Source organism: Planococcus sp. YIM B11945 (assembly GCF_050864155.1).
Taxonomy (GTDB): Bacteria; Bacillota; Bacilli; order Bacillales_A; family Planococcaceae; genus Planococcus.
The window spans coordinates 55,347-79,541 of the sequence record NZ_JBOZWR010000009.1; the positions used below are offsets into that span (position 1 = coordinate 55,347).

The 24,195-nt window shown below is 45.0% G+C and carries 25 protein-coding genes; 17 read left to right on the top strand and 8 right to left on the bottom strand.

Annotated features, from left to right (window positions below; genetic code table 11):
- The first annotated feature begins 59 nt into the window (after positions 1-59).
- Positions 60-1,376, top strand: coding sequence for an FAD-dependent oxidoreductase (locus tag ACRRQV_RS16835; protein ID WP_432533024.1), 1,317 nt, complete (start codon positions 60-62; stop codon positions 1,374-1,376).
- On the top strand, positions 1,373-2,359 hold the full coding sequence (locus tag ACRRQV_RS16840; protein ID WP_432533027.1) for a class I SAM-dependent methyltransferase: 987 nt from the start codon (positions 1,373-1,375) through the stop codon (positions 2,357-2,359). Before ACRRQV_RS16835 ends, ACRRQV_RS16840 begins: the two co-directional genes overlap by 4 nt.
- Positions 2,360-2,393: 34 nt before the next feature.
- Here ACRRQV_RS16840 and ACRRQV_RS16845 read toward each other — a convergent pair whose 3' ends face one another.
- Positions 2,394-2,615: a DUF1128 domain-containing protein gene (locus ACRRQV_RS16845; RefSeq protein ID WP_432533030.1), complete on the bottom strand. Its 222-nt coding sequence runs from the start codon at positions 2,613-2,615 to the stop codon at positions 2,394-2,396.
- A gap of 58 nt (positions 2,616-2,673) precedes the next feature.
- Positions 2,674-4,035: an alanine/glycine:cation symporter family protein gene (locus tag ACRRQV_RS16850; RefSeq protein ID WP_432533033.1), complete on the bottom strand. Its 1,362-nt coding sequence runs from the start codon at positions 4,033-4,035 to the stop codon at positions 2,674-2,676.
- Between the two features lie 187 nt (positions 4,036-4,222).
- Between ACRRQV_RS16850 and ACRRQV_RS16855 the strand changes: the two genes are divergently transcribed.
- Together ACRRQV_RS16855 and ACRRQV_RS16860 are read left to right on the top strand one after the other, a co-directional pair.
- Entirely contained in the window at positions 4,223-4,774 is a 552-nt protein-coding gene (locus ACRRQV_RS16855) for a YtxH domain-containing protein (protein ID WP_432533036.1), read from the top strand.
- A 14-nt stretch (positions 4,775-4,788) separates the two neighbouring features.
- Positions 4,789-5,727, top strand: coding sequence for a YihY/virulence factor BrkB family protein (locus ACRRQV_RS16860; RefSeq protein WP_432533039.1), 939 nt, complete (start codon positions 4,789-4,791; stop codon positions 5,725-5,727).
- Positions 5,728-5,748: 21 nt separating this feature from the next.
- On the opposite strand, the gene ACRRQV_RS16865 is transcribed toward ACRRQV_RS16860, so the two are convergent.
- Together ACRRQV_RS16865 and ACRRQV_RS16870 are read right to left on the bottom strand one after the other, a co-directional pair.
- The gene (locus ACRRQV_RS16865) at positions 5,749-5,943 is read right to left on the bottom strand and encodes an SE1561 family protein (protein WP_432533042.1); all 195 of its coding nucleotides are present in this window, start codon (positions 5,941-5,943) and stop codon (positions 5,749-5,751) included.
- 334 nt (positions 5,944-6,277) lie between these two features.
- Positions 6,278-6,658 carry an OsmC family protein gene (locus tag ACRRQV_RS16870; RefSeq protein ID WP_432533045.1) on the bottom strand — a complete coding sequence of 127 codons (381 nt, stop codon included), beginning with the start codon at positions 6,656-6,658 and terminating at the stop codon, positions 6,278-6,280.
- Between the two features lie 78 nt (positions 6,659-6,736).
- On the opposite strand from ACRRQV_RS16870, the gene ACRRQV_RS16875 reads away from it, so the two are divergent.
- Positions 6,737-7,921 carry an MFS transporter gene (locus tag ACRRQV_RS16875; protein ID WP_432533048.1) on the top strand — a complete coding sequence of 395 codons (1,185 nt, stop codon included), beginning with the start codon at positions 6,737-6,739 and terminating at the stop codon, positions 7,919-7,921.
- 45 nt (positions 7,922-7,966) lie between these two features.
- Here ACRRQV_RS16875 and rlmD read toward each other — a convergent pair whose 3' ends face one another.
- Positions 7,967-9,331: a 23S rRNA (uracil(1939)-C(5))-methyltransferase RlmD gene (gene rlmD, locus ACRRQV_RS16880; RefSeq protein WP_432533051.1), complete on the bottom strand. Its 1,365-nt coding sequence runs from the start codon at positions 9,329-9,331 to the stop codon at positions 7,967-7,969.
- A 40-nt stretch (positions 9,332-9,371) separates the two neighbouring features.
- Positions 9,372-10,271, bottom strand: a complete 900-nt coding sequence (locus ACRRQV_RS16885; protein WP_432533054.1) for a TIGR01777 family oxidoreductase — start codon at positions 10,269-10,271, stop codon at positions 9,372-9,374.
- Positions 10,272-10,364: 93 nt separating this feature from the next.
- On the opposite strand from ACRRQV_RS16885, the gene recX reads away from it, so the two are divergent.
- From recX to ACRRQV_RS16900, 3 genes are read left to right on the top strand one after another with little or no spacing between them, the layout of a single operon-like run.
- The gene (gene recX / locus ACRRQV_RS16890; RefSeq protein WP_432533057.1) at positions 10,365-11,171 is read left to right on the top strand and encodes a recombination regulator RecX; all 807 of its coding nucleotides are present in this window, start codon (positions 10,365-10,367) and stop codon (positions 11,169-11,171) included.
- The gene (locus ACRRQV_RS16895) at positions 11,164-11,496 is read left to right on the top strand and encodes a YfhH family protein (protein WP_432533060.1); all 333 of its coding nucleotides are present in this window, start codon (positions 11,164-11,166) and stop codon (positions 11,494-11,496) included. Before recX ends, ACRRQV_RS16895 begins: the two co-directional genes overlap by 8 nt.
- A gap of 4 nt (positions 11,497-11,500) precedes the next feature.
- Positions 11,501-11,761, top strand: coding sequence for a YfhJ family protein (locus ACRRQV_RS16900; protein WP_432533063.1), 261 nt, complete (start codon positions 11,501-11,503; stop codon positions 11,759-11,761).
- Positions 11,762-11,926: 165 nt separating this feature from the next.
- Here ACRRQV_RS16900 and ACRRQV_RS16905 read toward each other — a convergent pair whose 3' ends face one another.
- Entirely contained in the window at positions 11,927-12,907 is a 981-nt protein-coding gene (locus tag ACRRQV_RS16905) for a metal-dependent hydrolase (protein WP_432533066.1), read from the bottom strand.
- Between the two features lie 137 nt (positions 12,908-13,044).
- Here ACRRQV_RS16905 and mutY point away from each other — a divergent pair, with 137 nt between their 5' ends.
- From mutY to nikC, 9 genes are all read left to right on the top strand, one after another.
- Positions 13,045-14,103 carry an A/G-specific adenine glycosylase gene (gene mutY / locus ACRRQV_RS16910; protein WP_432533117.1) on the top strand — a complete coding sequence of 353 codons (1,059 nt, stop codon included), beginning with the start codon at positions 13,045-13,047 and terminating at the stop codon, positions 14,101-14,103.
- Between the two features lie 2 nt (positions 14,104-14,105).
- Entirely contained in the window at positions 14,106-14,852 is a 747-nt protein-coding gene (fabL, locus tag ACRRQV_RS16915; RefSeq protein ID WP_432533069.1) for an enoyl-[acyl-carrier-protein] reductase FabL, read from the top strand.
- Between the two features lie 102 nt (positions 14,853-14,954).
- Positions 14,955-15,497 (top strand): nucleoside tri-diphosphate phosphatase, encoded by a 543-nt coding sequence (gene ntdP, locus ACRRQV_RS16920; protein ID WP_432533072.1) that lies wholly within the window; start codon positions 14,955-14,957, stop codon positions 15,495-15,497.
- Positions 15,498-15,558: 61 nt separating this feature from the next.
- Positions 15,559-17,304 (top strand): ABC transporter ATP-binding protein, encoded by a 1,746-nt coding sequence (locus ACRRQV_RS16925; protein WP_432533075.1) that lies wholly within the window; start codon positions 15,559-15,561, stop codon positions 17,302-17,304.
- A 147-nt stretch (positions 17,305-17,451) separates the two neighbouring features.
- Positions 17,452-18,471: an ABC transporter ATP-binding protein gene (locus tag ACRRQV_RS16930; protein WP_432533078.1), complete on the top strand. Its 1,020-nt coding sequence runs from the start codon at positions 17,452-17,454 to the stop codon at positions 18,469-18,471.
- Positions 18,446-19,429 carry an ABC transporter ATP-binding protein gene (locus tag ACRRQV_RS16935; protein ID WP_432533081.1) on the top strand — a complete coding sequence of 328 codons (984 nt, stop codon included), beginning with the start codon at positions 18,446-18,448 and terminating at the stop codon, positions 19,427-19,429. Before ACRRQV_RS16930 ends, ACRRQV_RS16935 begins: the two co-directional genes overlap by 26 nt.
- Before the next feature lie 30 nt (positions 19,430-19,459).
- Entirely contained in the window at positions 19,460-21,079 is a 1,620-nt protein-coding gene (locus ACRRQV_RS16940; RefSeq protein ID WP_432533084.1) for an ABC transporter substrate-binding protein, read from the top strand.
- Positions 21,080-21,167: 88 nt separating this feature from the next.
- On the top strand, positions 21,168-22,172 hold the full coding sequence (locus ACRRQV_RS16945; RefSeq protein ID WP_432533120.1) for an ABC transporter permease: 1,005 nt from the start codon (positions 21,168-21,170) through the stop codon (positions 22,170-22,172).
- Between the two features lie 17 nt (positions 22,173-22,189).
- Positions 22,190-23,077: a nickel transporter permease gene (gene nikC / locus ACRRQV_RS16950; protein WP_432533087.1), complete on the top strand. Its 888-nt coding sequence runs from the start codon at positions 22,190-22,192 to the stop codon at positions 23,075-23,077.
- 32 nt (positions 23,078-23,109) lie between these two features.
- On the opposite strand, the gene ACRRQV_RS16955 is transcribed toward nikC, so the two are convergent.
- Entirely contained in the window at positions 23,110-24,195 is a 1,086-nt protein-coding gene (locus tag ACRRQV_RS16955; protein WP_432533090.1) for an FUSC family protein, read from the bottom strand.

Sequence of the window (24,195 nt, forward strand, 5' to 3'; positions counted from 1 at the left end):
CTGCGTCCGAAGCAAAATGTTTTCTTGTTCTTGAAAAGAGGGTACAGGAAAGAGAGGGGATGAAGCTGATGAAAACCGACGTCTTTATTAGCGGCGGTGGCATAGGGGGATTGACGCTTGCGTTGAAGCTGGTTCAACGGGGAGTAAGTGTTGTGCTGGCAGAGCGCATGTCCAGTCCGCCTTCAACCTACAAAGGGGAATTGCTGCAGCCGAAGAGTATGCAGATTTTTGATAACCTTGGCCTATTTGATAAAATTCGTGCACGTTCCAATGAACTCAAAGTGTTGGATATGCTAGAACTGTCCAGTTCCTTAAAAGTGCTTGATCAATCGTTCATGGACTACAGCGTGCTGCCCGGGAAATACAACGCTTCTTATATGGTGCCTCATGAAGAATTGAAAGAAATGCTGCTTCATGCAGCTTCCGAATTTGCTCACTTTCATTATTTAAACGGAACCGCTTGCAAAGGATTCACATCTCATGCAGCTTTGCTCCAAAAAGGAAAAAAGGCCATAGAGGTTGAAGCGGATTTCTTTTTTGGTGCGGAGGGGCGTTCTTCGGTCACCCGAAAAGCGATGGATATTGAAGTAAAGCAAACTACATACAATCACCATTTTTTGACGGTCACGTTTCCGCGTGCTGAGAATTTCACAGATGGAAAAATCATTTCTACATATAACCGGTTTTTGGGGCTTTTTCCGCTGCCTGATGAAAAAGTCAGAAGCGTATATTTGATTCCCCAAGGGGATTATAAAACATTAAAAGAAAAGCCGATAAGCCATTTTCATAAACTTTATACCGATCTTGCTCCGGTTGTAGACGGCTATGTCCAACAGCTGGATGACTGGAAAAAAATCCAGTTGATGGTGCCGATCATGTTCCATGCACCTTTATATGTAAAAGGCAACAAAGCGATTCTTGGGGACGCTGCCCATGCGGTTCACCCGATGGCCGGAGAAGGCATGAACATGGCAATACAAGATGCGGACATTCTTGGTGAATTGACAGCAGACATGTTGGAGACGGGAAAGACGGACCTTGGCAATTTAGCTTGGTACGAAAAAGTCCGCTACCGGCGTGCAGACCATGTGCTGCAACTAAGTCATTTAGCAGCGCTCGCGTATTCGTTTCCGTTCAAGCCGGTCAGTTTTATTCGAAAACGGACTTTTGAACGGATGGAGGAAGATCCAATTCTTCATTTCAAGCAAATGCTGAACGTTTCCGGCCTTGGCATGTGGAAAGAAAATGTCCGCGACCGGTTTATTCAAGGCGGACTTATGCCCGTTCGGCCCACGGCGTTGCCGGCAGATTTCAAAGAATTAAAGTATTTCACAAAAGAAGACGATTACCCATGGAAAGTGGAGGGACTCCTATGATAGACGTAATGAAAATGTTTAAAGCACGCATGTACATGAAGCGGAATGAACCGTTTTTATACAGCTGGCATGCCTATGTCGGCTATGAATTGGATTTGTTCAAAGCGTTTGAACGGCCAATGACGCAATTTGATGTGGCGGATGCCTTGGAACTCGATGAAGCCCTGCTCGAGCAATGGGTTCGGGTTGGCTTGTCGATCGGCCATTTAAAAGAAGCAGGCAGAAAACGCTTTAAAACGGCAAATGCCTGGAAGCTGCCAAAACCGAAAGGACAAAATTCATCTGGTGTTTTGTTGAAAGAAATGATGGAGCTGCACATTCCGACTTTGCTGAGTTACCCTGAATTGATGCGAGAAGGCAAACGCCGCCACTTTGACGAAGAAAAGCATGCACCGACTGTCGCGGAAACGAGCCGTTTGCTTGAAGTATTGGCGCTGCCGAAAATGTCGCGTGTGCTCAAAGAGAAAAAAGGCGGACTTGTATTGGATATTGGCTGCGGGGAAGCGGGGTATATTAAAAAGCTGGCTGAACGTTTCCCGAAAACCCAATTCCAAGGAATTGAAATCAGCCCGACGGTTACCGAAACAGCTAAAAACCTGACAGCTGATTTAGCTAACGTGGAAATAAAAAATGCTGATTTGTGGGACTATAAACCGGAACAGCCCGTGGACTTATTGATGATGAACAATGTCATTCATTACATTGATTTGGAGAAACGGCAGCAATTGTATACAGAGCTTGCCAGCTGGCTGAACAAAGACGGCGTCTTATCCATCGTAACGCCGATTGCCGGCAGCAGTGACAGTCCGGCTTTTGTCAATGCATTCAACAGCTTCTTTTCGTCTTTCGATAATTTGTTCCGCCTGCCGACAACAGAAGAACTGGCAGAATGGGGAAGCGAAGCAGGTTTGACGATGCTCGGCATCCATACAGTCATTAAAGAAGGCAGCTGGTATATTGTGCAGTACCAAAAAGAAGCATAAAAAATTCCCTGATGAACGTTCATCAGGGAATTTTTTATTTTCGTAATGAGCCGAGCTCGGAAGCAATGGCTTCCATTTCGTTCGGGCTGAAGTTGTCGCGTTTGGCAACCATTTCGTATAGCTCCTTCAGATCTTCGTACTGAGAAGCGTTAAAATGTTCGGCCTTCATTGCGTCCACATTGACCATGCGCAATTTAGTTTTTATTTCTTCAATCATAAAAGTAACGTTTTCGTTGGATTGCTTGGATAAATCCATGATAAGTACCTGCCTTTCGGTTGTGTATGACTTATCATTTCACTATTCAAAACGAAAGTCAATTGCGAGCTTTTTCCGCGGCTTTTTCTTCTTTGATTTTTGCGGTAATGCGTTTCGTTTCGTAAACAATGACTCCTGATAAGCCAAGAAGGCCGATCAAGTTGGGAAGTGCCATTAATCCGTTCATGATATCAGAGAACATCCAAACCATATCGAGTGAAACAGTAGCGCCGATGAATACCACCGCGATGAATAAAATGCGGTAAACGATCAATAAACTCGGATTCCGGAAAAGGTACTGGAAACATTTTTCTCCATAGTATGCCCAGCCAATAATGGTGGAAGAAGCGAAGAAAATCAAGCCGATGGCGACGACAATGGGACCAGCAGGCCCGAGGAATTGTTCAAATGCTGCAGTTGTCAGCGCCGAACCTTCCAAGCTCTTGTCTGTATACATTCCGGACATAACAATCGTGATGCCCGTGATGGAACAAATGATTAACGTATCGATAAATACTTGGGTCATAGAAACCAATGCTTGGCGACCTGGTAAATCGGTTTTCGCAGCAGCAGCAGCGATTGGTGCAGATCCGAGGCCTGCTTCGTTGGAGAAAACACCTCGTGCAACCCCATAGCGGATGGCTGCACCGATTGCTCCACCGACAGCAGCTTCACCTGTAAAGGCAGAACCAAAGATCGTGCTGATTGCAGGCAAAATCAATTCAAGATTGGTGATCATAATAATGAGTCCAGCTACAAGATAAAACAAGGCCATGATCGGGACAAAATAAGAAGTCACTTTTCCGATTGCTGTAATGCCGCCCAGTATAACTGCGCCGGCAAAAATCATTAAGATCAGCCCCGTAATCCAAGTCGGCACGTCAAAAGTATCGCTCACTACGATGGCTACTGAATTGGATTGAGTTCCGTTGCCAATCCCGAAAGCGGCAATCGCTCCGAATATAGCAAACAATACACCCAGCCATTTTTGTTTTAATCCATGTTCCAAATAATACATTGGACCGCCTGCCATTTGGCCGCGAGCGTCCACAATGCGATATTTAACAGCTAAAACTGCTTCACCATATTTCGTTGCCATTCCAAAGAAAGCAGAAAACCACATCCAAAATACAGCTCCAGGTCCACCGAGAATAACGGCCGTTGCGACACCGACAATATTCCCGGTCCCGACCGTTGCAGCTAAAGCTGTAGAAAGCGCTTGGAAGTGGCTAATATCACCTTCAGAAGTCTTGTCTTGATTTTTCGTGAAAACGAGTTTCAATGCATAGGGCAATAAGCGTACTTGTAAAAGGCCGATCCGCACCGTTAAAAAGATTCCTGTACCCACCAATAAAATTAAAAGCGGCGGTCCCCAAACAAAACTGCTGATACTGCCCAATATTTTTTCAATTTGTTCCATGTCTTTAACCCCTTTGTAAGATAGATTCTAGTTTTCTTTATTCCTCCTTTTGATATAATATTCCGAAATATTAATCAAGGAGTCAAGTTTTTTTTTGAAAATAAAACCACGGAAGAGTTTAGATTTTAGAAGAAGAGGGAAAAAATCCAAAGAGATGTTAGTAATCTACTATTGGGAGGAATTTAGGATGAGCCAAAACAAATTATTTACAGGTATATTAGTTGGAGCAGCAATGGGATTGATCGTATCATTATTTGACCGCAACACACGCAACGACGTAATGCAGAAATCGAAAAAATTGGGAAGCAATGCACAATACTACGCTACCAATAGAAAAGAATTGCAATCGATGGTACAACAACAAGCGAGCAAAATGCAAAATCTTTATTCTCGCATTTCTGAAGACGCTTCTTATGTTGGAGAAAAAGTTAATGAATTAAAAGAATTGACTCCACACGTTAAAGAAATGGCAGTAGAAACAAAAGAAGCGTTTATCGACACGAAAGATGCTGTAATTGATTCGAAAAATGATGTCCTTTCTGCTTTAAAAGAAGACGCTCCATCAGCTTCTTCAGATTTAACAGACAGCGGAAGTTCATCGTCTAATTCCGGATCAGAATCTTCAAAAGGATCTAGTTCAACTTCAGGTTCAGGATCTTCAACTGGCTCTGGATCAAATTCAGGTTCAGGATCATCAAAAGGATCTGGTTCAACTTCAGGATCAGGAAAAAACTACTAATCTCTAACTTTGCAATGAAAACAAAAAAAAACCAAAGTGCTGAGGAACGGCTGCATCGTTTACACATGACGTATGATGTTACAACCGCTTCAGGCTTCTTGAAAGAATTGAATAAAAGGATCAAAGATGTCGACGTTATAGGAGTGGGAGCGCAATTAGCGTTCTTTTTCCTGTTGTCGATATTTCCTTTGCTCATTTTCTTGGTCACGTTACTGCCATATCTGGATTTGTCGAAAGACCAGATATATAGTTTCATCGAAGAAATAGCGCCTCATGAATTGTTTGCGTTAATTCAGCAAACTTTGGATGAACTGTTGACCACTCAAAACGGGGGACTCCTGTCATTTGGTATTTTAGCAACCATTTGGTCTGCGAGCATCGGCATGGATGCGTTGACCAATTCGTTGAATGCTTCGTATGGGGTGGAAGAAAATCGTCCTTTTCTACTGGCAAGGGCCATGTCCATTGTTTCAACTTTATTAATGATTTTTATTTTAATCGTCGCTCTCGCTTTACCGATTTTTGGACAGCAGATCGGCGTTTTTATCTTTTCGTTTTTAGGATTGGAAGAAGGGTTTTTGGCGACATGGAATGCCATGCGATTCACTATTCCGCCGCTTATCATTTTCTTGATTTGCGCCATTATTTATTGGGTCGCTCCGAATATTCGGCTGAATTTAAAAAGTGTATTGGCAGGAGCTGCATTTACTGCAGTAGGATGGATGGCCGTTTCTTTTGTTTTTTCGTTTTACATTAACAATTTCGCGATTTATTCCGCTACTTTCGGAAGCATCGGCGGCATGATCATTTTAATGCTATGGCTGTATGTTTCAGCAATGCTGCTCATGGTCGGCGGACAAATTAATGCCGTCATGCAAGGGCATCATGAAATGCAGCGAGCCCACAATCCAAAAGCAAACAGAAAAAATCCCCCGTTTAAGCCAAAAACTTAAACAGGGGATTTTTAATTATGATTATTCTTCTTTATCAGAAGAGATCTTGAATTGCTGCATTTTTTCTTCCAACTCATCCACCATTTCAATCAAGCGGTCGATGTCTTCTAATTCTGTGTGTTCTGGTTCAATCGTATCCAATACTTCGAGGAACATATTTAAACGCTGTTTCATGTAAGTAACTTGTTCTTCTTTGTTATCAATGCCTTTGCCCATTTGATACACCTCATTTCGCATGTTAATAGTAGCGGATTTTGAACAGAATTTCAACAACTATAGGCATTAAGAGTGAATTGTCACTTAATGTTGTTAGAATATTTACTTTATTCTGGATTCATGTTAAAGTTAAGTTAATAAAAAAAGAGAGGGGATGTAAGGAAAAATCATACCCAATCAATCTCATGAGTTAAAGGAGGAGGATCGCACATTCGATCGGCTGCATAGCCGAGAATGGTTCTATGAAAACACAAATTGATAGTTCTACAAGCTAGGGGCTCAACTGCAATCTGATAATCAGATATGGGTTGAGCCTTATTTAATGTGCCTAGAATTAAAGCAGCTCGAACGTTTCCACGATTTCAATGGAATCTTCTACAGAACGCACCATGGAACAGTTTGACCGCGTCACTTCCATCACTCTCGCCATCTTCGATTCTTTAATGGCGCCTGTCAATGTAAAGTGCAAATGCACTTTCGCCACACGGTTAGCTTCTTCTTCAATCCGCACCACTTCTTTTACTTCTATTTGTATATCTTCTGCAGGCATCTGCATTTTCTCCAATACGCTGCGCATGACACCGCCGCTGCATACAGCGATCGAAGCGACTAACAGTTGATAGGGGCGGAAGCCATATTGCTCATTACCCGAAATCTTCAGTTCGCCGAATGGGAAATTTCCTGTAAAGCCGTTTTCTTGCATGGAAAATTTCATCGTGTTTCACTCCTTGTGTTAAAATGATACCTGACTTTAATTTACAGCAAAAGAATGGAAATTTCCAAGGAGGATGGAATGGCTTATTTTTTAAAAAGTGAACGCGCGCGTTTTTGGGTATTGGTCGCGATTGTATCCATATCTGGTTTTTCCCAAGGGATGTTGTTGCCGCTGATTGCCGTCATTTTTGAACAAGACGGAGTATCCTCAGCGCTCAATGGATTAAGCGCGACAGGATTATACATAGGAACACTTGTAATTGCCCCGTTTATGGAGCCACAGCTTCGCAAATTCGGCTTTAAGCCGCTGATTTTATTCGGCGGCGGCTTGGTGATCGTTTCGCTTTTGCTGTTTCCTTTATGGAAAAGCGTCATGTTTTGGTTCATCTTGCGCGTGTTGATCGGCATTGGCGACCAAGCGCTGCATTTTTCGACGCAAACGTGGATTACCAGTACATCGCCTCAGCATCGCCTTGGCCGCAACATTGCCATTTATGGCATGTCATTCAGCGTCGGCTTTGGCGCTGGCCCGTTGTTTGTACCGCTTGTGAATATTTTTGAAGCGTTGCCTTTTATCATTTCGGGCGCTCTGTGCCTGATTGCCTGGTCGTTTGTTTTTTTACTGAAAAATGATTTTCCGGAAGTGTCATCGGGGACGCATTCCTCAAAAGGGATTTTTGGACGGTTCAAAGCCGCGATCATCATTGCCTGGATGGCCTTTTTGCCGCCGCTTGGCTACGGCTTTTTGGAAGCGTCATTAAACTCCATTTATCCTGTCTACGCCTTACGCCAGTCGATTGATGTGGCTCTTGTGTCCATTATTCTAGCGGCGTTCTCAGCCGGTGCTATCGCGACTCAGCTGCCGCTTGGCGTGTTGAGCGACCGTCTGGGCAGAAAAAATGTGTTGATCATCGCTCTGATCGGCGGGGCAGGAGTATTTGGCGTCGCCAGTTTCTTTGAATCGAACGCCTGGCTGACAGTGGGGTTGTTTGCGCTAGCGGGCATGTTTGTCGGTTCGACTTTTTCTCTTGGTATTTCATTTATGGCAGATTTGATGCCAAAAGAATTGCTGCCCACAGGGAATCTGCTGTGCGGCATTGCGTTTAGCGTCGGCAGTTTAATCGGCCCCTTTCTTGGCGGCCTGTTTGTCGGCTATGTCGAGGGCTTCAGCTTTTTGCTGCTCATCGCCGGCATCCTTCTGCTTATTGGGCTGGTTATCGCGATAAGAGGGAAGCAAATCCGAAAAGAAACGGTTGCATCGTAATTTCAAATTAAAAAACGGCTGGCGCCAATTGGCTCCAGCCGTTTTTTATTTCAAGACCAGTTTTGTTACTGCTTCCACTTGCGCGGTTTGCGGGAACATATCAACCGGCTGGATATACTCGATGCGGTAAATCTTGGTCAACTCCTGCAAATCTTTTGCAAGCGTTGACGGATTGCAAGATGTATAGACAAACCGTTTCGGCTTCACTTTTAAAATCGTCTTCAGCAAACTTTCGCCCAGGCCGGTGCGCGGCGGATCAACGGTCAACACATCGGGAACAAAATCTTCGTTGCTCCACGTCTCCAGCCATTTCTCTGCCGTGCCCGTTACGTATTTGGCCGTATAGCCCATCTTTTTGGCATTGGCTTTCGCATCCACAACGCTTTCGTGGATGACGTCCATGCCGCGTACTTCTTTGGCTTGGTCAGCGAGCCAAAGACCGATGGTGCCGACGCCGCAATACGCATCCACTACTTTTTCCGTGCCGGTCAATGCTGCAGCCCGTTTGATTTCATCGTACAACTTCACCGTTTGTGTCGGATTCAGCTGGAAAAAGGCGCGTGCCGACAAATCAAAAGCCAGTTCGCCAAGTTTCTCGTGGATGGTGTCTTTGCCATAAAGGGTAACGGTTTCGTCTCCAAAAATAAGCGATGTTTTTTCTTTGTTGATGTTTTGGACAATCGATACTAAATTGGTATCAATTTTTTTCAGTTTCTCAAGCAAGGCTTCTTTTTGCGGGATTTTGGAGCGCGTCGTAATCAGCACCAATTGAATTTCCCCGGTTTCAACGCCTGTCCGTACGACGATGGTCCGAATGATGCCTTTCATCGTTTTGCCGTCATAAATCGGAATTTTTAATTCCTCGAGAATGCGTTTGACGGCATTCGTTATGACTGTGGTATCCGGATGCTGGACGATGCACTGTTCAATATCGAGCAATTGATGGGAGCCTTCTGCAAACAGGCCGGCAATTACTTTCGTTCCTTTTAGGCGCGTTTGGAACTGGCTTTTGTTCCGGTACCGCCATGGGTCTTCCATGCCAATCGTATTTTCGACGGGAACCGAGCTGCCTTTTAAATACCGCTCAAGTGCTTGGACGACCAAGTCGCGTTTTTCGACCAATTGCTGTTCGTATGTCATATGCTGCAATTGACAGCCTCCGCAAGTATCATAGACCGGGCACGGCGGTGTTTGCCGGTGAACCGATGGCTTCCGCATTTTCATAATGCGCGCTTCTGCAAAATTGCGTTTGACGCTTGTGATTTGTGCTGTAATTTCTTCTCCGGGCAAAGCCCCTTGGACGAAAATGACATTGCGTTTAAAATAACCGATGCCTTCGCCGTTGATGCCGAGCCGTTTTATCGTCAAAGGAAATTTTTGGCCTTCTTCAATAATGGGTTGTTCATTCATCGCTCTCACGTCCTTCAATTCTTCATCCTTTCATTATACCTCATTTGTAAAGATCAGCTAGTGCCGAATGCAGGTGGGGGAACGTGAATTCAAAACCTTGCTGCTCCAAAACGGCCGGCAACACTTGCTGGCCTTCCAAAACGAGGCGGCTTTTCTCGCCCAGCACGATTTTTAATGCAATGGGAGGCACCGGAATCCAGTGCGGCCGGCCAAGTGCTCTTCCGATTTCTTTGCCGAAATCCTTCATTCGTTTTGGATGAGGAGCTGTGACATTGAACGGGCCATCCAATGTTTTGGTCTCAATGGCAAATTGAAGCGCCCGGGCCACGTCGTGGACATGAATCCACGATAGCCATTGTTTGCCGGAGCCGACCGTGCCCCCGCCGAACAATTTATAAGGAAGCGCCATGAGCGGCAATGCTCCGTCGTCTGTTCCCAACACAATGCCAAATCGGCCTGAAGCAACGCGGATGCCGAGTTCTTTTGCCTGGTCCGCGAGCCGTTCCCAATCGATTACGGTCTTTGCAAGAAAATCCGAGCCGAAATTAGTCGAAACTTCGGTATAGGCAGCAGTTTCGGATGCCGGATAAATTCCGACGGCACTGGCATTGACCAGCACTTCCGGTTTTGAGTCGAGGGCCCGAAGAATCCGCAGCACTTCGTTCGTTGCGGTCATGCGGCTGTCGTAAATTTCTTTTTTCTGCTTGCCGCTCCAGCGGCCGTCGTTGATCGAAGAGCCTGCCAGATTGACGAACGCATCAATGCCTTCTAATTGGTTTTCAGGAGCGGCATTTTCTGTCAGCCATTCGACATATGTAATGCCAAGCGAAGATTGTTTCGGATGCCGCGTTAAAACAAACACTTCCCAGCCTTGCATATGCACAAGACGCGTCAATTCTTTCCCGACAAAACCTGTGCCTCCGGTAATTGCAATTTTCATTCCGATCGCCTCCATTTCCTTTATTCTACCCTGAATCCATGCATTTAAGCCTGGATAAGGTGTATAATAAATGAGGAAATGAGGTGCCGTCTCTTGCCGATTATCACGAAAATTACCCAAGGCAAAAAGAACCCAGAGAGATACAATATTTTCTTTGAGGAAAAATTTGCGTTTAGTGTGGACGAAGCGGTGCTGGTGAAATACCAGCTCACCAAAGGCAAAGAATTGGATCAATGGACGATTGAAGAAATGGCTTTTGATGACCAAGTCCGAAAATCCTTCAACTCTGCCCTTAATTACTTAAGCTTCCGCATGCGAAGCGAAGGTGAAGTGCGCCAAAAGCTAAAAGAAAAAGAATACGGCGATGCCGTCATAGATGAAGCAGTCAAGAAATTATACACGCTCAATTTTTTGGATGACCGGGCTTTTTCGGAAGCGCTGATGCGGACGCAAATGGCATCTGGCAAAAAAGGTCCAAGAGCGATTCAACAAGACATGGCAAAGAAAGGGATTGATAAACAAATGCAAAAAGATGTTTTAGATTCCTATTCAGAAGAAGAGCAGCTGGAAATTGCAAGAGGGCTAGCGGAAAAACTCGCGGCTAAAGAAAAAAATAAAACACCGAATCAAATCAAGCAGAAAATCACCGATTTGTTATTGAGAAAAGGCTATTCGTATTCATTAATCAACCAAGCCATAGAAGGGTTGGAATTAGAGAAAGACGAAGATGAGTGGGCTGACAGCGTTGCCGAACAAGGCGATAAATTATGGAGAAAGCATAGCAGCAAGTTGACGGGCTATGACTTAAAATCGAAAGTCAAACAGGGATTGTACCAAAAAGGGTTTCCCGGTGAAGTGATCAATGAATATTTGGACAAGAAGGAGCAAGAAGATGACTGAACATAAAAGGTACAGCCAGATGACGGAGCAGGAACTCCGGACAGAAATTGCCAACTTGAGAGAAAAAGCGAGAAAAGCCGAACAGTTGGGCATCGTCAACGAGTTTGCGGTTTTGGAGCGGAAAGCCATTATGGCAGCTGCTTACTTAATGGATCCAAAAGATTTTAAAAAAGGGGAAGTTTACCGAATCGAAGGCGACCCCAATATGTATTTCAAAATCGACTATTTTAACGGCCGTTTTGCTTGGGGCTACCGAATGGGCGGCGAACGCCATTTAGAAGCGCTGCCTATTTCCATGCTGCGCCCATTGAAAGAAGGGAAGTAAAGGGATGAAAGAAACGATTGAAGAGCTGATCGCAGAACTGCGCGATAAAAACCACAATTTATCTGAAGAAAAAGCAAGAACGTGGATCGAGTTATTGGTATCGGATTTTGAAGCCTCTTACGCAAAAGCGGGCTACGACTACCAAGGGACAGCAGTGGTGGAAAAAGTCATTCGCCAATGGATCGAAAGCTACGGCGACAAAATTCACGAATTCGCAGGGAGCAACCCGAAATACGCTCATTTATTGAATGACCAGGAGAATTAAAAAAACGCACACTGCAAAAGTGTGCGTTTTTTTAGTTAAGCTTTTATGTCCAGCTGCAGCGCCTAGCCCCTCGAGGCCGCTTCGGGTTTGAGAGTCGTGGCAAAAGGCGCCATATTTCAAACCCCTAGCATTTGTCGGGGCTGAAACAGGCGCTTTCGCTTTTCTCTAGTTCATACTAAAATCCAATTTCTCTCTCAGCTTGTCTTCGCTGAAAATCCAGCCGGTATAAGATTGGACGACTTTGCATTCTTTGTTCAAGCGCGCGACGGCGACGAATGGATAATAATCGTTGCTGCGGTAGCGCAAATCAATCAGCCGGACTTCGTATAGTTCGTCCACTTTGCTGATTTCCCAGCGGTAAAGTGGGGAAAAGGAAACAAATGCTGCTAAGTTTCGGTCTTTTAAGGCAGCTTGCATCAAATTGGACGTAGGCAATGCAGTTTTGGCAAATTTGTCGTAAATGTTGATTGTTCGGCCATACGCCCGCCCGACATAATGGTGGCGCTCAGTGTCTGCAGCAATACGCCACTGAAAAAACCGCATTGTCGGAGCCACAATAATTTCTTTGGCATCCGGTATTGTATGTCGCACTGCCTTGCGCACTGCCGATTGGACAGCAAAACGAGTGAGGTAGTAAAAGAACAAAACGATATACAAAATGGCCATCGTCCAAACCGGATCGGTTCCAAACGCCCAGAACATCAGCGCAATCAGGTGGGCGCTGAAAATGATGGGATCGAATGTATTGATGACGCCGAGCGCTACCCATTTATTGGAAAATGGCCGCAGTGCCTGTGTGCCGTACGAATTGAAGATATCGACAAACACATGGAGAAACACCGCTAAAAAAGTCCACAGGAATAAATGGAGCATGTTGGCTTCTTGAAAAATAAACCCGAGCACCAGGCTGATCAAAATCGGCCAAATGACAACAGCCGGGACGGAATGGGTAAGTCCACGGTGATGGCGGATGTAAACCGCATTATTTCTCAATTTAAGAACAGTATCTATATCAGGAGCTTGAGAACCAATGATGGTTCCCGCTATGACAGCGGTCATGGTGATAGGATGGCTGGCTACAGTGGGGTCGGCCATAGCCAACCCGCCGAGAGCGATGCCCATGACAATATGGGTGCCTGTATCCATTGCCTCATCCCCTTTCTAAATGGGTTTGTTATATCGGTAACCGTGAAATTTTGTTAAAATAATAGTATTCGCTGCTATATATATTACCCATTATTGAATAAGAATAATCTAGTAGGCTGGAGGCAAACGTCATAAATATTGATAAAAAGCAATTTCAACAAGACTTAATCAGCTGGTTTTCGGCCGAAAAAAGAGACCTTCCGTGGCGGCGCACGGCAGATCCTTACCAAATTTGGATATCGGAAATTATGCTGCAGCAAACACGGGTAGATACCGTCATCCCTTATTATAAACGCTTTGTTGAAAAGTTTCCCACATTACAGGCTCTCGCAGATGCAGACGAAGAAATTTTGCTGAAACAATGGGAAGGGCTCGGTTATTATTCACGTGCCCGTAATCTCCAAGCGGGCGTTAAAGAAGTGGCTGAAAACTACGGTGGGATTGTCCCGAACAGCCGCCAGGAATTTTCGTCTTTAAAAGGCGTCGGCCCGTATACTGCAGGCGCTGTTCTGAGCATTGCATACGGAATTCCGGAGCATGCCGTAGACGGCAACGTCATGCGTGTGTTGTCGCGGATTTTATTAATAGAAGAAGACATTGCGAAACCAAAAACACGGAAAATCTTTGAAGAAGCCGTAACGGAAATCATCAGCCACGAAGATCCTTCTTCGTTCAATCAAGGTTTGATGGAGTTGGGCGCGCTCATTTGCACACCAACTTCGCCAAAATGTTTGCTGTGTCCGGTGCGCGACCATTGCACAGCTTTTCATGAAGGCAAGCAAAACGAATTGCCGGTCAAAACAAAAGCGAAAAAAAACAAAGCAATGCAATACGCTATGATTGCGATTCAAAACGGCGATTCGGTGCTCATGGAAAAACGCCCGTCTACGGGATTGCTTGCAAATATGTGGCAATTTCCTTTGCTGGAGCTGCCAAAAGAAATACTGCCGGGCGAAATCGAAGAAGAACTTTCCGAAAGTTTAAAAGGGACAGTGCAAGGGGTAGAAAAAATTACTTCTTTTAAACATGTGTTTTCTCATTTAACATGGAATGTGGATGGCTATATTGCCAAAGGTGTAAATTTAACGGTCCCTGATCAAATGCGCTGGGTAACGGCAGAAGAACTGGAATTGCTGCCGATTGCAGGGCCGGTCCAAAAAATGAAAACAGCATTACAAACTAGAGGAGATGTGTAACGATGGCGGAGCAAAAAGTGGCATTGGTAACAGGAAGCAGCAGAGGCCTTGGCAAAGCAATGGCAATTGCACTTGCTGAACAAGGATACGATATTGTGGTAAATTACGCGCGCAGCAAAACAGCGGCGCTTGAAACGGTAAAAGAAGTTGAAGCAAGAGGACAAAAAGCGCTGCTTGTGCGCGCAAATGTCGGCGATGTGGAAAAACTTCGCGGCATGTTCGAGATTATTCGAGAAGAATTCGGCCGTTTGGACGTATTTGTTTCCAATGCAGCATCAGGCGTGCTGCGCCCAATTATGGAACTTGAAGAATCCCATTGGGACTGGACGATGAATATCAACGCCAAAGCGCTGCTGTTCGGAGCACAAGAAGCGGCAAAACTGATGGACAAAGGCGGAAAAATCATCGGCATTTCGTCGCTTGGGTCGATCCGCTATTTGGAAAACTATACGACAATAGGAGTATCGAAAGCAGCAGTCGAATCGCTCACCCGTTATTTGGCAGTGGAACTCGCGCCAAAAGGCATTGCGGTAAACACTGTTTCAGGCGGCGCGCTTGATACAGAAGCGTTGAAGCATTTCCCGAACCGCGAAGATTTGCTGAACGATGCACGCGTCAATACGCCGGCAGGGCGCATGGTGGAAATTGATGACATGGTAAAAACAGCGTTATTCCTGATCTCAGACGGAGCAGATATGATCCGCGGCCAAACGATAATCGTCGACGGCGGACGTTCGGTCGTTATGTAATCAAAGAAGCCTCCTTCTTTTTGCTGTATGTTTTCAGAATTGATTGATATAATGTTGAAATAGCAGAAAATATACGGCTTAGACAAGAAGGTGGGATGGTACATGGCGATTCCCGCAGAGGGAGAAACAATACAAATCCACAGCTATAAGCACAACGGCCGAATCCACCGTGTCTGGCAGGAAACAACTGTACTCAAAGGAACGAATAACATTGTCATTGGCGCAAATGAACGGACGATGGTGACAGAGTCCGATGGCAGGACGTGGTTGACACGTGAGCCTTCCATTTGCTATTTTCACGCAGAGCATTGGTTCAATATCATCTGCATGCTTCGCGAAGATGGAGTCTATTATTATTGCAATGTAAGTTCTCCTTTTGTCTACAATAACGGATCGTTGAAATACATCGATTATGATTTAGACGTTAAGGTGTTTCCGGACATGTCATACACGCTGCTGGACGAAGACGAATATGAAGACCACAAACGGCAAATGGGGTATCCTGAAGTCATTGATCAAATTCTTCATCGCAATGTCGAAAAACTGATTGGCTGGATCAAACAACGCCGGGGCCCATTTGCCCAGGACTTCATCGAAGTATGGACGAATCGCTATGAATTTCATAGGCAAAACAAGATTCGTTAATAAGTGAAAGCCTGTTGCCTGGCAACAGGTTTTTCATTTTGAAAAGAATGGAGTGAAGGCTTTGAGCAGTATGAAACGCTACATGAAATTTGTCAAACCGTATAATTGGCAAATTCTTTTAACCATAATCATCGGGATATTGAAATTTGCAATTCCGCTTTTCATCCCGTTGCTGATTAAAATCGTCATTGATGACATCATTGGCGCAGAGTCGCTATCGAACGACGAAAAAATGAGGCAGCTTTATATCTGGCTTGGCGGAACCGCTATTTTGTTTTTCATTTTCCGTCCTCCGATTGAATATTACCGCCAGTATTATGCCCAGTTGGTCAGCAATAAAATCCTTTACGACATCCGCCAAAATTTGTATGGCCATCTGCAGCGCTTAAGTTTGCGCTTTTATGCCAATACGCGGGCAGGAGAAGTGATTTCCCGTGTAATCAATGATGTGGAACAAACCAAAAACTTTGTCATGATCGGTTTGATGAATTTATGGCTCGACTTGGCCACGATCTTAATTGCAATCGGCATCATGCTGACAATGGATGTTCCGCTGACGCTTGTGACGCTTCTGGCATTTCCATTTTACGCCTTCAGCGTCAAGTATTTCTTTGGCCGCCTGCGCGATTTGACACGCGACCGTTCGCAAGCATTAGCAAACGTCCAAAGTTATTTGCATGAACGCGTCCAAGGAATGAGCATTATCAAGAGCTTCGTGCTGGAGAAACATGAACAGAAAATATTTGATGAAACAAACGACCAATTTCTTGAAAAAGCGATTGACCATACAAAGTGGAACGCCAAAGCATTTGCGGTTGTCAACACCATCACGGATGTGGCTCCGCTACTCGTAATCGGCTATGCCGGCTATCAGGTGATCGAAGGCAATTTGTCGGTCGGAACCATGGTGGCGTTTATTGCCTATATTGAACGCCTGTACAATCCACTGCGCCGTTTGGTGAATTCATCGACGACGTTGACGCAAGCTTTTGCATCGATGGACCGAGTATTTGAATTGATGGATGAAGACTACGACGTCAAAGACAAAAAAGATGCCTTTGACTTGAAAAAAGCAGATGGAAAACTGGAATTCCATGATGTGTCGTTTCATTACAGCGACAGTTCAGATGAAGTTTTGTCGGATTTGAATTTTACAGTGGAACCAGGAGAAACGGTTGCATTCGTCGGAATGAGCGGCGGCGGGAAATCGACCATCGTCTCGCTCATTCCCCGCTTTTATGATGTGACGGGCGGCGACATTTTCATGGATGGCCATAACGTAAAAGATTTAACCATTCATTCGCTTCGCGACCAGATCGGGCTTGTGCTTCAAGATTCCATTTTATTCAGCGACTCGGTAAAATCCAATATTTTGATGGGTCGTCCCGGTGCGAGCGATGAAGACGTAGTCGCTGCCGCAAAAGCTGCGAATGCCCATGAATTTATCGAACTGCTGCCGCAAGGCTACGATACAAAAGTTGGAGAGCGCGGCGTCAAATTGTCTGGCGGGCAAAAACAGCGAATCGCCATTGCTCGTGTCTTCCTAAAAAATCCGCCGATTTTAATTTTAGATGAAGCGACGTCTGCCTTGGATCTGGAAAGTGAATCGCTGATTCAAGATTCCCTGGAAAAATTGGCGCATGACCGGACAACGTTAATCGTTGCCCACCGGCTCTCGACAATTACGCACGCCGACCAAATTTTAGTGATCAACCACGGGAAACTCGTGGAAAAAGGCACGCATGACGAATTGATGAAACAGCAAGGAACCTATTATAATTTATTCCAAGTGCAGCATTTCGTTTAATAAATTTCTAAGCCTCCAAATTTATTGGAGGCTTTTTTCTATGCAAAAAAACTAAAAAAAGAGCTATTGCAATAATTGTAATGTTACGTATAATGAAAATAATAATAATGTTCTGAAAGAGAGAAATTGTAAAAAAGGGGTGGAAATGTGAAAGAGCGCCAAACCATATTAGATGTTAAAGGTTTAAAGACTTCCTTTTTTACAGACGATGGGGAAGTTCCTGCAGTAGATAACGTTGACTTTCATATTAAGGAAGGGGAAGTGCTTGGCATAGTGGGCGAGTCTGGATGCGGAAAAAGTGTCACTTCCTTGTCGATCATGGGATTGGTCCCAAGTCCTCCTGGTAAAATTACGGGAGGCGAAATACTATTCCAAGATAAAGACTTGACGAAACTGTCGGAAAAGAATATGCGGGAAATCCGTGGAAATGACATTGCGATGATTTTCCAGGAACCGATGACTTCTTTGAACCCTCTTTTTACAATTGGAGATCAATTGAGAGAAGCGATTAAAATCCATAAAAAGGATTGGTCCAAAAAGCAAATCAACGACCGCGCAGTTGAAATGATGCGCCTTGTTGGCTTGCCGCGTGCAGAAGGGCTAATGAAAGACTATCCGCATCAATTGTCCGGCGGAATGCGCCAGCGGGTCATGATTGCAATGGCTTTGTTGTGCGATCCGAAAGTGTTGATTGCCGATGAGCCAACGACCGCACTTGATGTGACGATCCAAGCACAAATTTTAAAGTTGATCAAAAACTTGAACGAAAAGCTCAATACGGCGGTTTTATTGATCACTCACGATTTAGGAGTAGTGGCCGAAACATGTGAACGGGTTGTGGTCATGTACGCCGGGAAAGTGGTAGAAGAAGGTCCGGTCCAAACGATTTTCAAAGATCCGCAGCATCCTTATACACGGGGGCTCTTAGAGTCGGTACCGGATATGCGCTATAAGAAAGAACGCCTGTATTCCATTCCCGGCAACGTTCCTAAGCCGGGCTCGATCCACACCGGCTGCAAATTTGCGCCGCGGTGCGAATTCGCTTTTGATCGCTGCATCACAGAAAATCCAGACTTGTACCAAACAGCGGACAACCACAAAACACGCTGTTTCCTATTTGATCCAAAGGAGGCAACGCCACATGACAGAACCGCTGTTAAGAGTTGAAGGGCTAAAAAAATATTTTCCTATTAAATCCGGTATATTGGGGCAAGTCAAAAACCACGTTAAGGCGGTTGATGATGTGTCGTTCACGGTTGCGGAAGGAGAAACACTTGGCATTGTCGGTGAGTCAGGCTGTGGGAAATCCACAACCGGGCGGATGCTGATGCGGTTATTGGACCCGACAGAAGGCAAAGTGTTTTTTGATGGCCAAGAATTGACTGCGCTTTCCAACCAAGATATGCGAAAAGCCCGAAGAGACATCCAAATGGTGTTCCAAGATCCGTACGCTTCCCTAAACCCGCGCCATACCATCGAGAGAATTTTAATGGAGCCGTTGAATGTCCATAACATCGGCGATCCGAAAGAACGGAAACAAAAAGTGCATGAGTTTTTGGAAATTGTCGGACTCAGCAGCTACCATGCCAAGCGCTATCCGCACCAATTCAGCGGAGGGCAACGCCAGCGCATTGGTATTGCCCGTGCCTTGATGACCAATCCGAAATTGATTATTGCCGATGAGCCAGTCTCAGCGCTCGATGTTTCGATCCAAGCCCAAGTATTAAACTTGATGCAAGATCTGCAAAAAGAGCTGAAACTTACTTATATATTTATTGCCCATGACTTAGGAGTCGTTCGCCACATCAGCGACCGAGTCGGTGTCATGTATCTTGGCCAAATGGCAGAACTCGCAGGCAGTGAAGACCTCTATGAGAAGCCGCTTCACCCGTATACGCAAGCGCTGCTTACTGCTGTTCCGGTTCCGGACCCGGATTTTGTTCGTGAACAAGTCGTCATCCAAGGGGATATTCCAAGCCCTGCAAATCCTCCAAGCGGCTGCAGATTCCACACGCGCTGTCCGTTTAAGATGGATATTTGTGAAACGACCGTCCCGATTTTTGCCGAAGTTGAAAAAGGTCATTCTGTAGCCTGCCATCTCTATGAGACGTCCAGGCCGCAATGATAATAAAAAAACACAAACGGAGGGGTCAATTTGAGGAATAAAAAGTACTTGTCACTGGCATTTTTAATGCTCATGCTGTTGTCGACAGCACTTTACGGCTGTAGTTCGGATAACTCATCGCAAGGAAATGAAGGTGGTGGAGATGAAGGTGGCTCTACTGAAGAAAAAACGTTGATCTTTGGACGCGGCGGTGACTCGGTATCACTCGATCCAATCGTAGTAACGGACGGTGAATCGTATAAAGTCACGAAAAACATTTTTGATACATTGGTAAACTTCGGGGAACAAGATACAGAGATCCACCCCGGCTTAGCAAAAGAATGGACACCTGCTGAAGACGGGTTAACGTATAACTTCGTCTTAGAAGAAGGCGTTAAATTCCACGATGGAACCGACTTTAACGCAGAAGCTGTCGTTAAAAACTTTGAGCGTTGGGCTGGCGGGAATGCTGATCAATTTCCTTACTACGGCTCAATGTTTGGTGGATTTGGCGACGAAGAAGGCCACGTAATCGAGTCGGTTACAGCGGTAGGCGACTATGAAGTTGAATTTAAACTAAAACGTCCACAAGCTCCTTTCTTGAAAAACTTAGCAATGAGTTCTTTCGGAATTGCATCACCGACTGCTTTTGAAAAAGACGGCGATAAATTCGGCGACAACCCAGTTGGAACCGGACCATTCAAGTTTGTAGAATGGAAACGCAACGACACAGTGACAATCGAAAAATTCGATGAGTATTGGGTTGAAGGCGAACCAAAATTGGACAAAGTAGTTTTCCGTTCAATTCCCGATAACTCAGCTCGATTGAATGCTTTATTATCTGGTGAAATTGATTTGGCTGACGGCATTACGCCATCGGATGGCAAGACAATCGAAGGAAATGCAGATCTTCAATTGTTCGAACGTCCTTCAATGAACGTTGGTTACCTTGGTTTGACTACAACTCGCGAGCCGTTTGACGATCCGAAAGTGCGCCAAGCGATGAACTATGCCATCGACAAGCAAGCAATTGTGGATGCATTCTTCGAAGGCCGCGGAGACGTAGCTGCAAACCCGATTCCAGAATCCATCAGCGGATACAATGCTGACATTGAACCATATCCGTATGATCCAGAAAAAGCAAAAGAATTGTTAGCTGAAGCTGGTCTAGCAGACGGCTTTGAAATGGAACTTTATGCAATGCCAGTACCACGCCCTTATATGCCAGATGGCCAAAAAGTAGCGGAAGCAATTCAGAAAAACTTAGCGGATATCGGCGTGAAAGCTGAAATCGTGTCGTTTGAATGGGCTACTTACCTTGAAAAAGCGGCAGCAGGCGAAGCAGATGCGTTCTTGCTTGGTTGGACAGGCGATAACGGCGATGCTGACAACTTCTTGTATGTATTGCTTGACCAAGACAACATCGGTTCAAACAACTACACGTATTACGAAAACCAAAAATTGCATGATATTTTGATCGAAGCACAAACAGAAGTGGATGAAGCGAAGCGCAACGAATTGTATGCTCAAGCTCAAGAAATCATCCACGAAGACGCTCCATGGGTACCGCTTGCGCATTCTACACCGCTTTTAGCAGGCGGCAAGAATGTAATGAATTTCAAAGCGCATCCAACTGGCTCTGACAAATTGGCTTCAGTTGATTTAGAGTAGAAGACTTTGAAAGAGGAGAGGTCAACTTGATTTCTCCTCTTTTTTCTTAATTTTTATACATATTGTAAGAGATGGAGAGGTGAAGAAAATGCTTCACTATATCGGCAGGCGCATTTTTCAATTGATACCGGTTCTGCTCGGCATGACGTTTATTGTCTTCTTGATTATTCGGGCGATCCCGGGTGATCCGGCTCAAGTCATATTGGGGCAGCAAGCATCAGCGGAAGCAATAAAAGCATTAAGAACCACATTGGGATTGGATAGTCCATGGTATATTCAGTATTTTGAATACTTAAAAGGGCTCGTAACCGGTGATTTGGGGGAATCGCTGCGGACACGGACGCCTGTGGTTGATGAAGTATGGCCCTATTTAGCGGCAACTATTGAATTGTCTGTTTTTGCCATAATCATTGCAGTGGTCATCGGCATTAATGCCGGCATTATTTCCGCTTGGTTCCAAAATTCCTGGTTCGACTATTTGGCTATGATCATTGCCTTGATCGGCGTGTCCATGCCAATTTTCTGGCTTGGTTTAATGAACCAGTGGATTTTCTCTATTGAACTTGGCGTTCTCCCGACGACCGGCCGAGAAAACGTTCGGGACCCGGTGAATACGATCACCAATTTCTACTTGATAGATACGTTGATTCAAGGCGATTTTACCCAATTATCAACGGTCTTTAAGCATTTGATTTTGCCAGGCACGGCTTTGGCCACGATTCCAATGGCGATTATCGCCAGAATGACGCGTTCGAGCATGCTTGAAGTAATGCGTTCGGATTATGTGCGAACGGCCCGTTCAAAAGGTTTGAAAATGTTTTGGGTCGTTTACAAACACGCATTAAAAAATGCCATTATTCCCGTATTGACGATTATTGGCCTTCAAATGGGCTTATTGCTTGGAGGCGCGATTTTGACAGAGACGATTTTCGGTTGGCCGGGAATCGGGCGCTATATTTATGAAGCGATCGGATTCCGGGATTACCCGGTTATCCAGTCCGGCATCTTAATCGTCGCATTTATTTTTGTCATGATCAATTTGATCGTCGATTTGCTTTACGGTTTGATTGATCCCCGCATTAAATACGAATAGGAAGGAGGAGACAGAAAATGACACAATCCGCTATCGATAAAAAAGATGTAAAGATGGAAAAAGTCGCCGGTCCTTGGAAAGAGGCGTGGCGGGGATTCCGCAAAAGTAAAGTTGCGGTCGTCGGAATGGGAATCGTAATTTTTTTCATCATCATGGCGATTTTTGGTCCGCTTTTTACCCCGCAAGGAATTAATGAACAAAATTTAACGAATAAGCTGCTTCCTCCTTCCGGCGACCATTGGATGGGAACGGATGATTTTGGGCGGGATATTTTATCACGCATTGTTTACGGAGCCCGTATTTCGCTATGGGTTGGATTTTTAGCGGTTATCGGTTCAGCCGTTGTCGGCAGTATTTTAGGCATTATCGCTGGTTATTACGGCCGCTGGGTAGATACCATCATTTCTCGGATTTTTGACATCATGCTGGCATTTCCGAGTATTTTGCTGGCGATTGCGGTCGTTTCGGTTCTTGGGCCGTCGCTCCGCAACGCATTGATTGCCATTGCGCTGATCAACGTGCCAAACTTCGGGCGCTTGATCCGCTCGAAAGTATTGAGCATTAAAGAAGACGAATACATCATGTCCGCAAAAGCGATTGGCATGAAAGACAATCGGATCTTGTTTTCGCATATTTTGCCGAACTCCATGGCACCGGTTATTGTCCAAGGGACACTCGCTATTGCGACAGCGATCATTGAAGCGGCAGCACTAGGCTTTTTGGGACTCGGAGCACAAGCGCCGTCTCCGGAATGGGGGAAAATGCTCGCGGACTCCCGGTCTTATTTGACCAATGCTCCGTGGACGATGATTTTCCCAGGTATTGCAATTATGTTGACGGTATTAGGATTTAACTTGATGGGAGACGGGCTGCGCGATGCGCTTGATCCCCGAATGAAATCATAAAAAAACGTGTTGGGAAATCCCAACACGTTTTTTTAAATGGCTTTTTCAAGCTCAGTTCCGACTTCATCGGCATGGTAATTGTGGTAAGCGATGATTAGCAGGTCGAGATGCTCAAGCTGTTCTTCGTATTCGAGCATTGCTGATAAAATATGCATTAAATGATAGAGCGAAGCTTGTTTTCCTTCTTCTTCAAGTGCTAAATTAATTTCTTTGACGAACACGGTCATTACTTCATGGCGTTTCGAATCGGCTTCCGGACCAGCTGTTTCACTATGTTCTGGGCGCAATTTGCCAACGTATTTCATATAAAGCTGCTCGTGGTAGCTGGCCAAACTCTCCAACCGTTCTTGAACCATCATATGAAAATGCTCGGGCAGGTCGGTCAATTCGTTTTCGTAGCGGTGAAGCCGTTTTAACACATCCAAACTCTTTTTGGTGGTGGCAATCATTTGCCGATACAGCACCAGTTTGCGCGCTTTGGCAAATTGCTGTTTTTTCGTATAGCTGCGTTCATCTTTGTAGAACGTATACCATTGATCCACTTTATCCAACATATCAGATAATTTGTCAATGTCATTCTTTACTGAAGTGTGATCGGATGCATGCCGGATCGACACGCGAATCCAACGGATCACTTCTTCTGTCACTTCGTGGATAGAAGCAAAAAGGCGTGTTTCATACTTGGGCGGCAAAAAGATCATATTGACGATAAAAGCAGAAAGAATGCCAAGAAGAATTGTTGTAAACCGTAAACCAGCAAACATCAAAAACTGCTCTTGGTGGGATTCCATGATAATGATGATGGTGACCAACGTTAATGGAACCGGATTGTTGAGTTTTAGTTTAAGCATAAGAATAATCGCCAAAACAGAGGCCAGTCCGACGGTCAGGTAATTGGAACCCAGTGTTAAAACGAAGACAATCGCAATAGCTGCCCCGATCAAGTTCCCGTATATCTGATCTAAAATAGTTAAATAAGAGCGATAAACTGAAGGCTGAATGGCAAAAATCGCAGAAATGCCCGCCATGAAAGGAATTGGCAAATCTAGCCAGTTTGCTAAAAAGAGGCCTAAAGAAATCGCGATGCCAGTCTTAAATATACGTGCTCCTAACTGCAT

Bases quoted from the DNA above. Each gene is read 5' to 3' on its own strand.
- ACRRQV_RS16875 (WP_432533048.1), top strand. From the start codon at position 6,737: ATGGCTTATTTTTTAAAAAGTGAACGCGCGCGTTTTTGGGTATTGGTC.
- ACRRQV_RS16835 (WP_432533024.1), top strand. From the start codon at position 60: ATGAAGCTGATGAAAACCGACGTCTTTATTAGCGGCGGTGGCATAGGG.
- ACRRQV_RS16955 (WP_432533090.1), bottom strand. From the start codon at position 24,195: ATGCAGTTAGGAGCACGTATATTTAAGACTGGCATCGCGATTTCTTTA.
- ACRRQV_RS16860 (WP_432533039.1), top strand. From the start codon at position 4,789: ATGAAAACAAAAAAAAACCAAAGTGCTGAGGAACGGCTGCATCGTTTA.
- ACRRQV_RS16935 (WP_432533081.1), top strand. From the start codon at position 18,446: ATGACAGAACCGCTGTTAAGAGTTGAAGGGCTAAAAAAATATTTTCCT.
- ACRRQV_RS16895 (WP_432533060.1), top strand. From the start codon at position 11,164: ATGACTGAACATAAAAGGTACAGCCAGATGACGGAGCAGGAACTCCGG.
- ACRRQV_RS16870 (WP_432533045.1), bottom strand. From the start codon at position 6,658: ATGAAATTTTCCATGCAAGAAAACGGCTTTACAGGAAATTTCCCATTC.
- ntdP (WP_432533072.1), top strand. From the start codon at position 14,955: ATGGCGATTCCCGCAGAGGGAGAAACAATACAAATCCACAGCTATAAG.
- ACRRQV_RS16865 (WP_432533042.1), bottom strand. From the start codon at position 5,943: ATGGGCAAAGGCATTGATAACAAAGAAGAACAAGTTACTTACATGAAA.
- ACRRQV_RS16885 (WP_432533054.1), bottom strand. From the start codon at position 10,271: ATGAAAATTGCAATTACCGGAGGCACAGGTTTTGTCGGGAAAGAATTG.
- nikC (WP_432533087.1), top strand. From the start codon at position 22,190: ATGACACAATCCGCTATCGATAAAAAAGATGTAAAGATGGAAAAAGTC.
- ACRRQV_RS16855 (WP_432533036.1), top strand. From the start codon at position 4,223: ATGAGCCAAAACAAATTATTTACAGGTATATTAGTTGGAGCAGCAATG.
- fabL (WP_432533069.1), top strand. From the start codon at position 14,106: ATGGCGGAGCAAAAAGTGGCATTGGTAACAGGAAGCAGCAGAGGCCTT.
- ACRRQV_RS16905 (WP_432533066.1), bottom strand. From the start codon at position 12,907: ATGGATACAGGCACCCATATTGTCATGGGCATCGCTCTCGGCGGGTTG.
- ACRRQV_RS16945 (WP_432533120.1), top strand. From the start codon at position 21,168: ATGCTTCACTATATCGGCAGGCGCATTTTTCAATTGATACCGGTTCTG.
- ACRRQV_RS16845 (WP_432533030.1), bottom strand. From the start codon at position 2,615: ATGGATTTATCCAAGCAATCCAACGAAAACGTTACTTTTATGATTGAA.
- ACRRQV_RS16850 (WP_432533033.1), bottom strand. From the start codon at position 4,035: ATGGAACAAATTGAAAAAATATTGGGCAGTATCAGCAGTTTTGTTTGG.
- ACRRQV_RS16840 (WP_432533027.1), top strand. From the start codon at position 1,373: ATGATAGACGTAATGAAAATGTTTAAAGCACGCATGTACATGAAGCGG.
- rlmD (WP_432533051.1), bottom strand. From the start codon at position 9,331: ATGAATGAACAACCCATTATTGAAGAAGGCCAAAAATTTCCTTTGACG.
- ACRRQV_RS16900 (WP_432533063.1), top strand. From the start codon at position 11,501: ATGAAAGAAACGATTGAAGAGCTGATCGCAGAACTGCGCGATAAAAAC.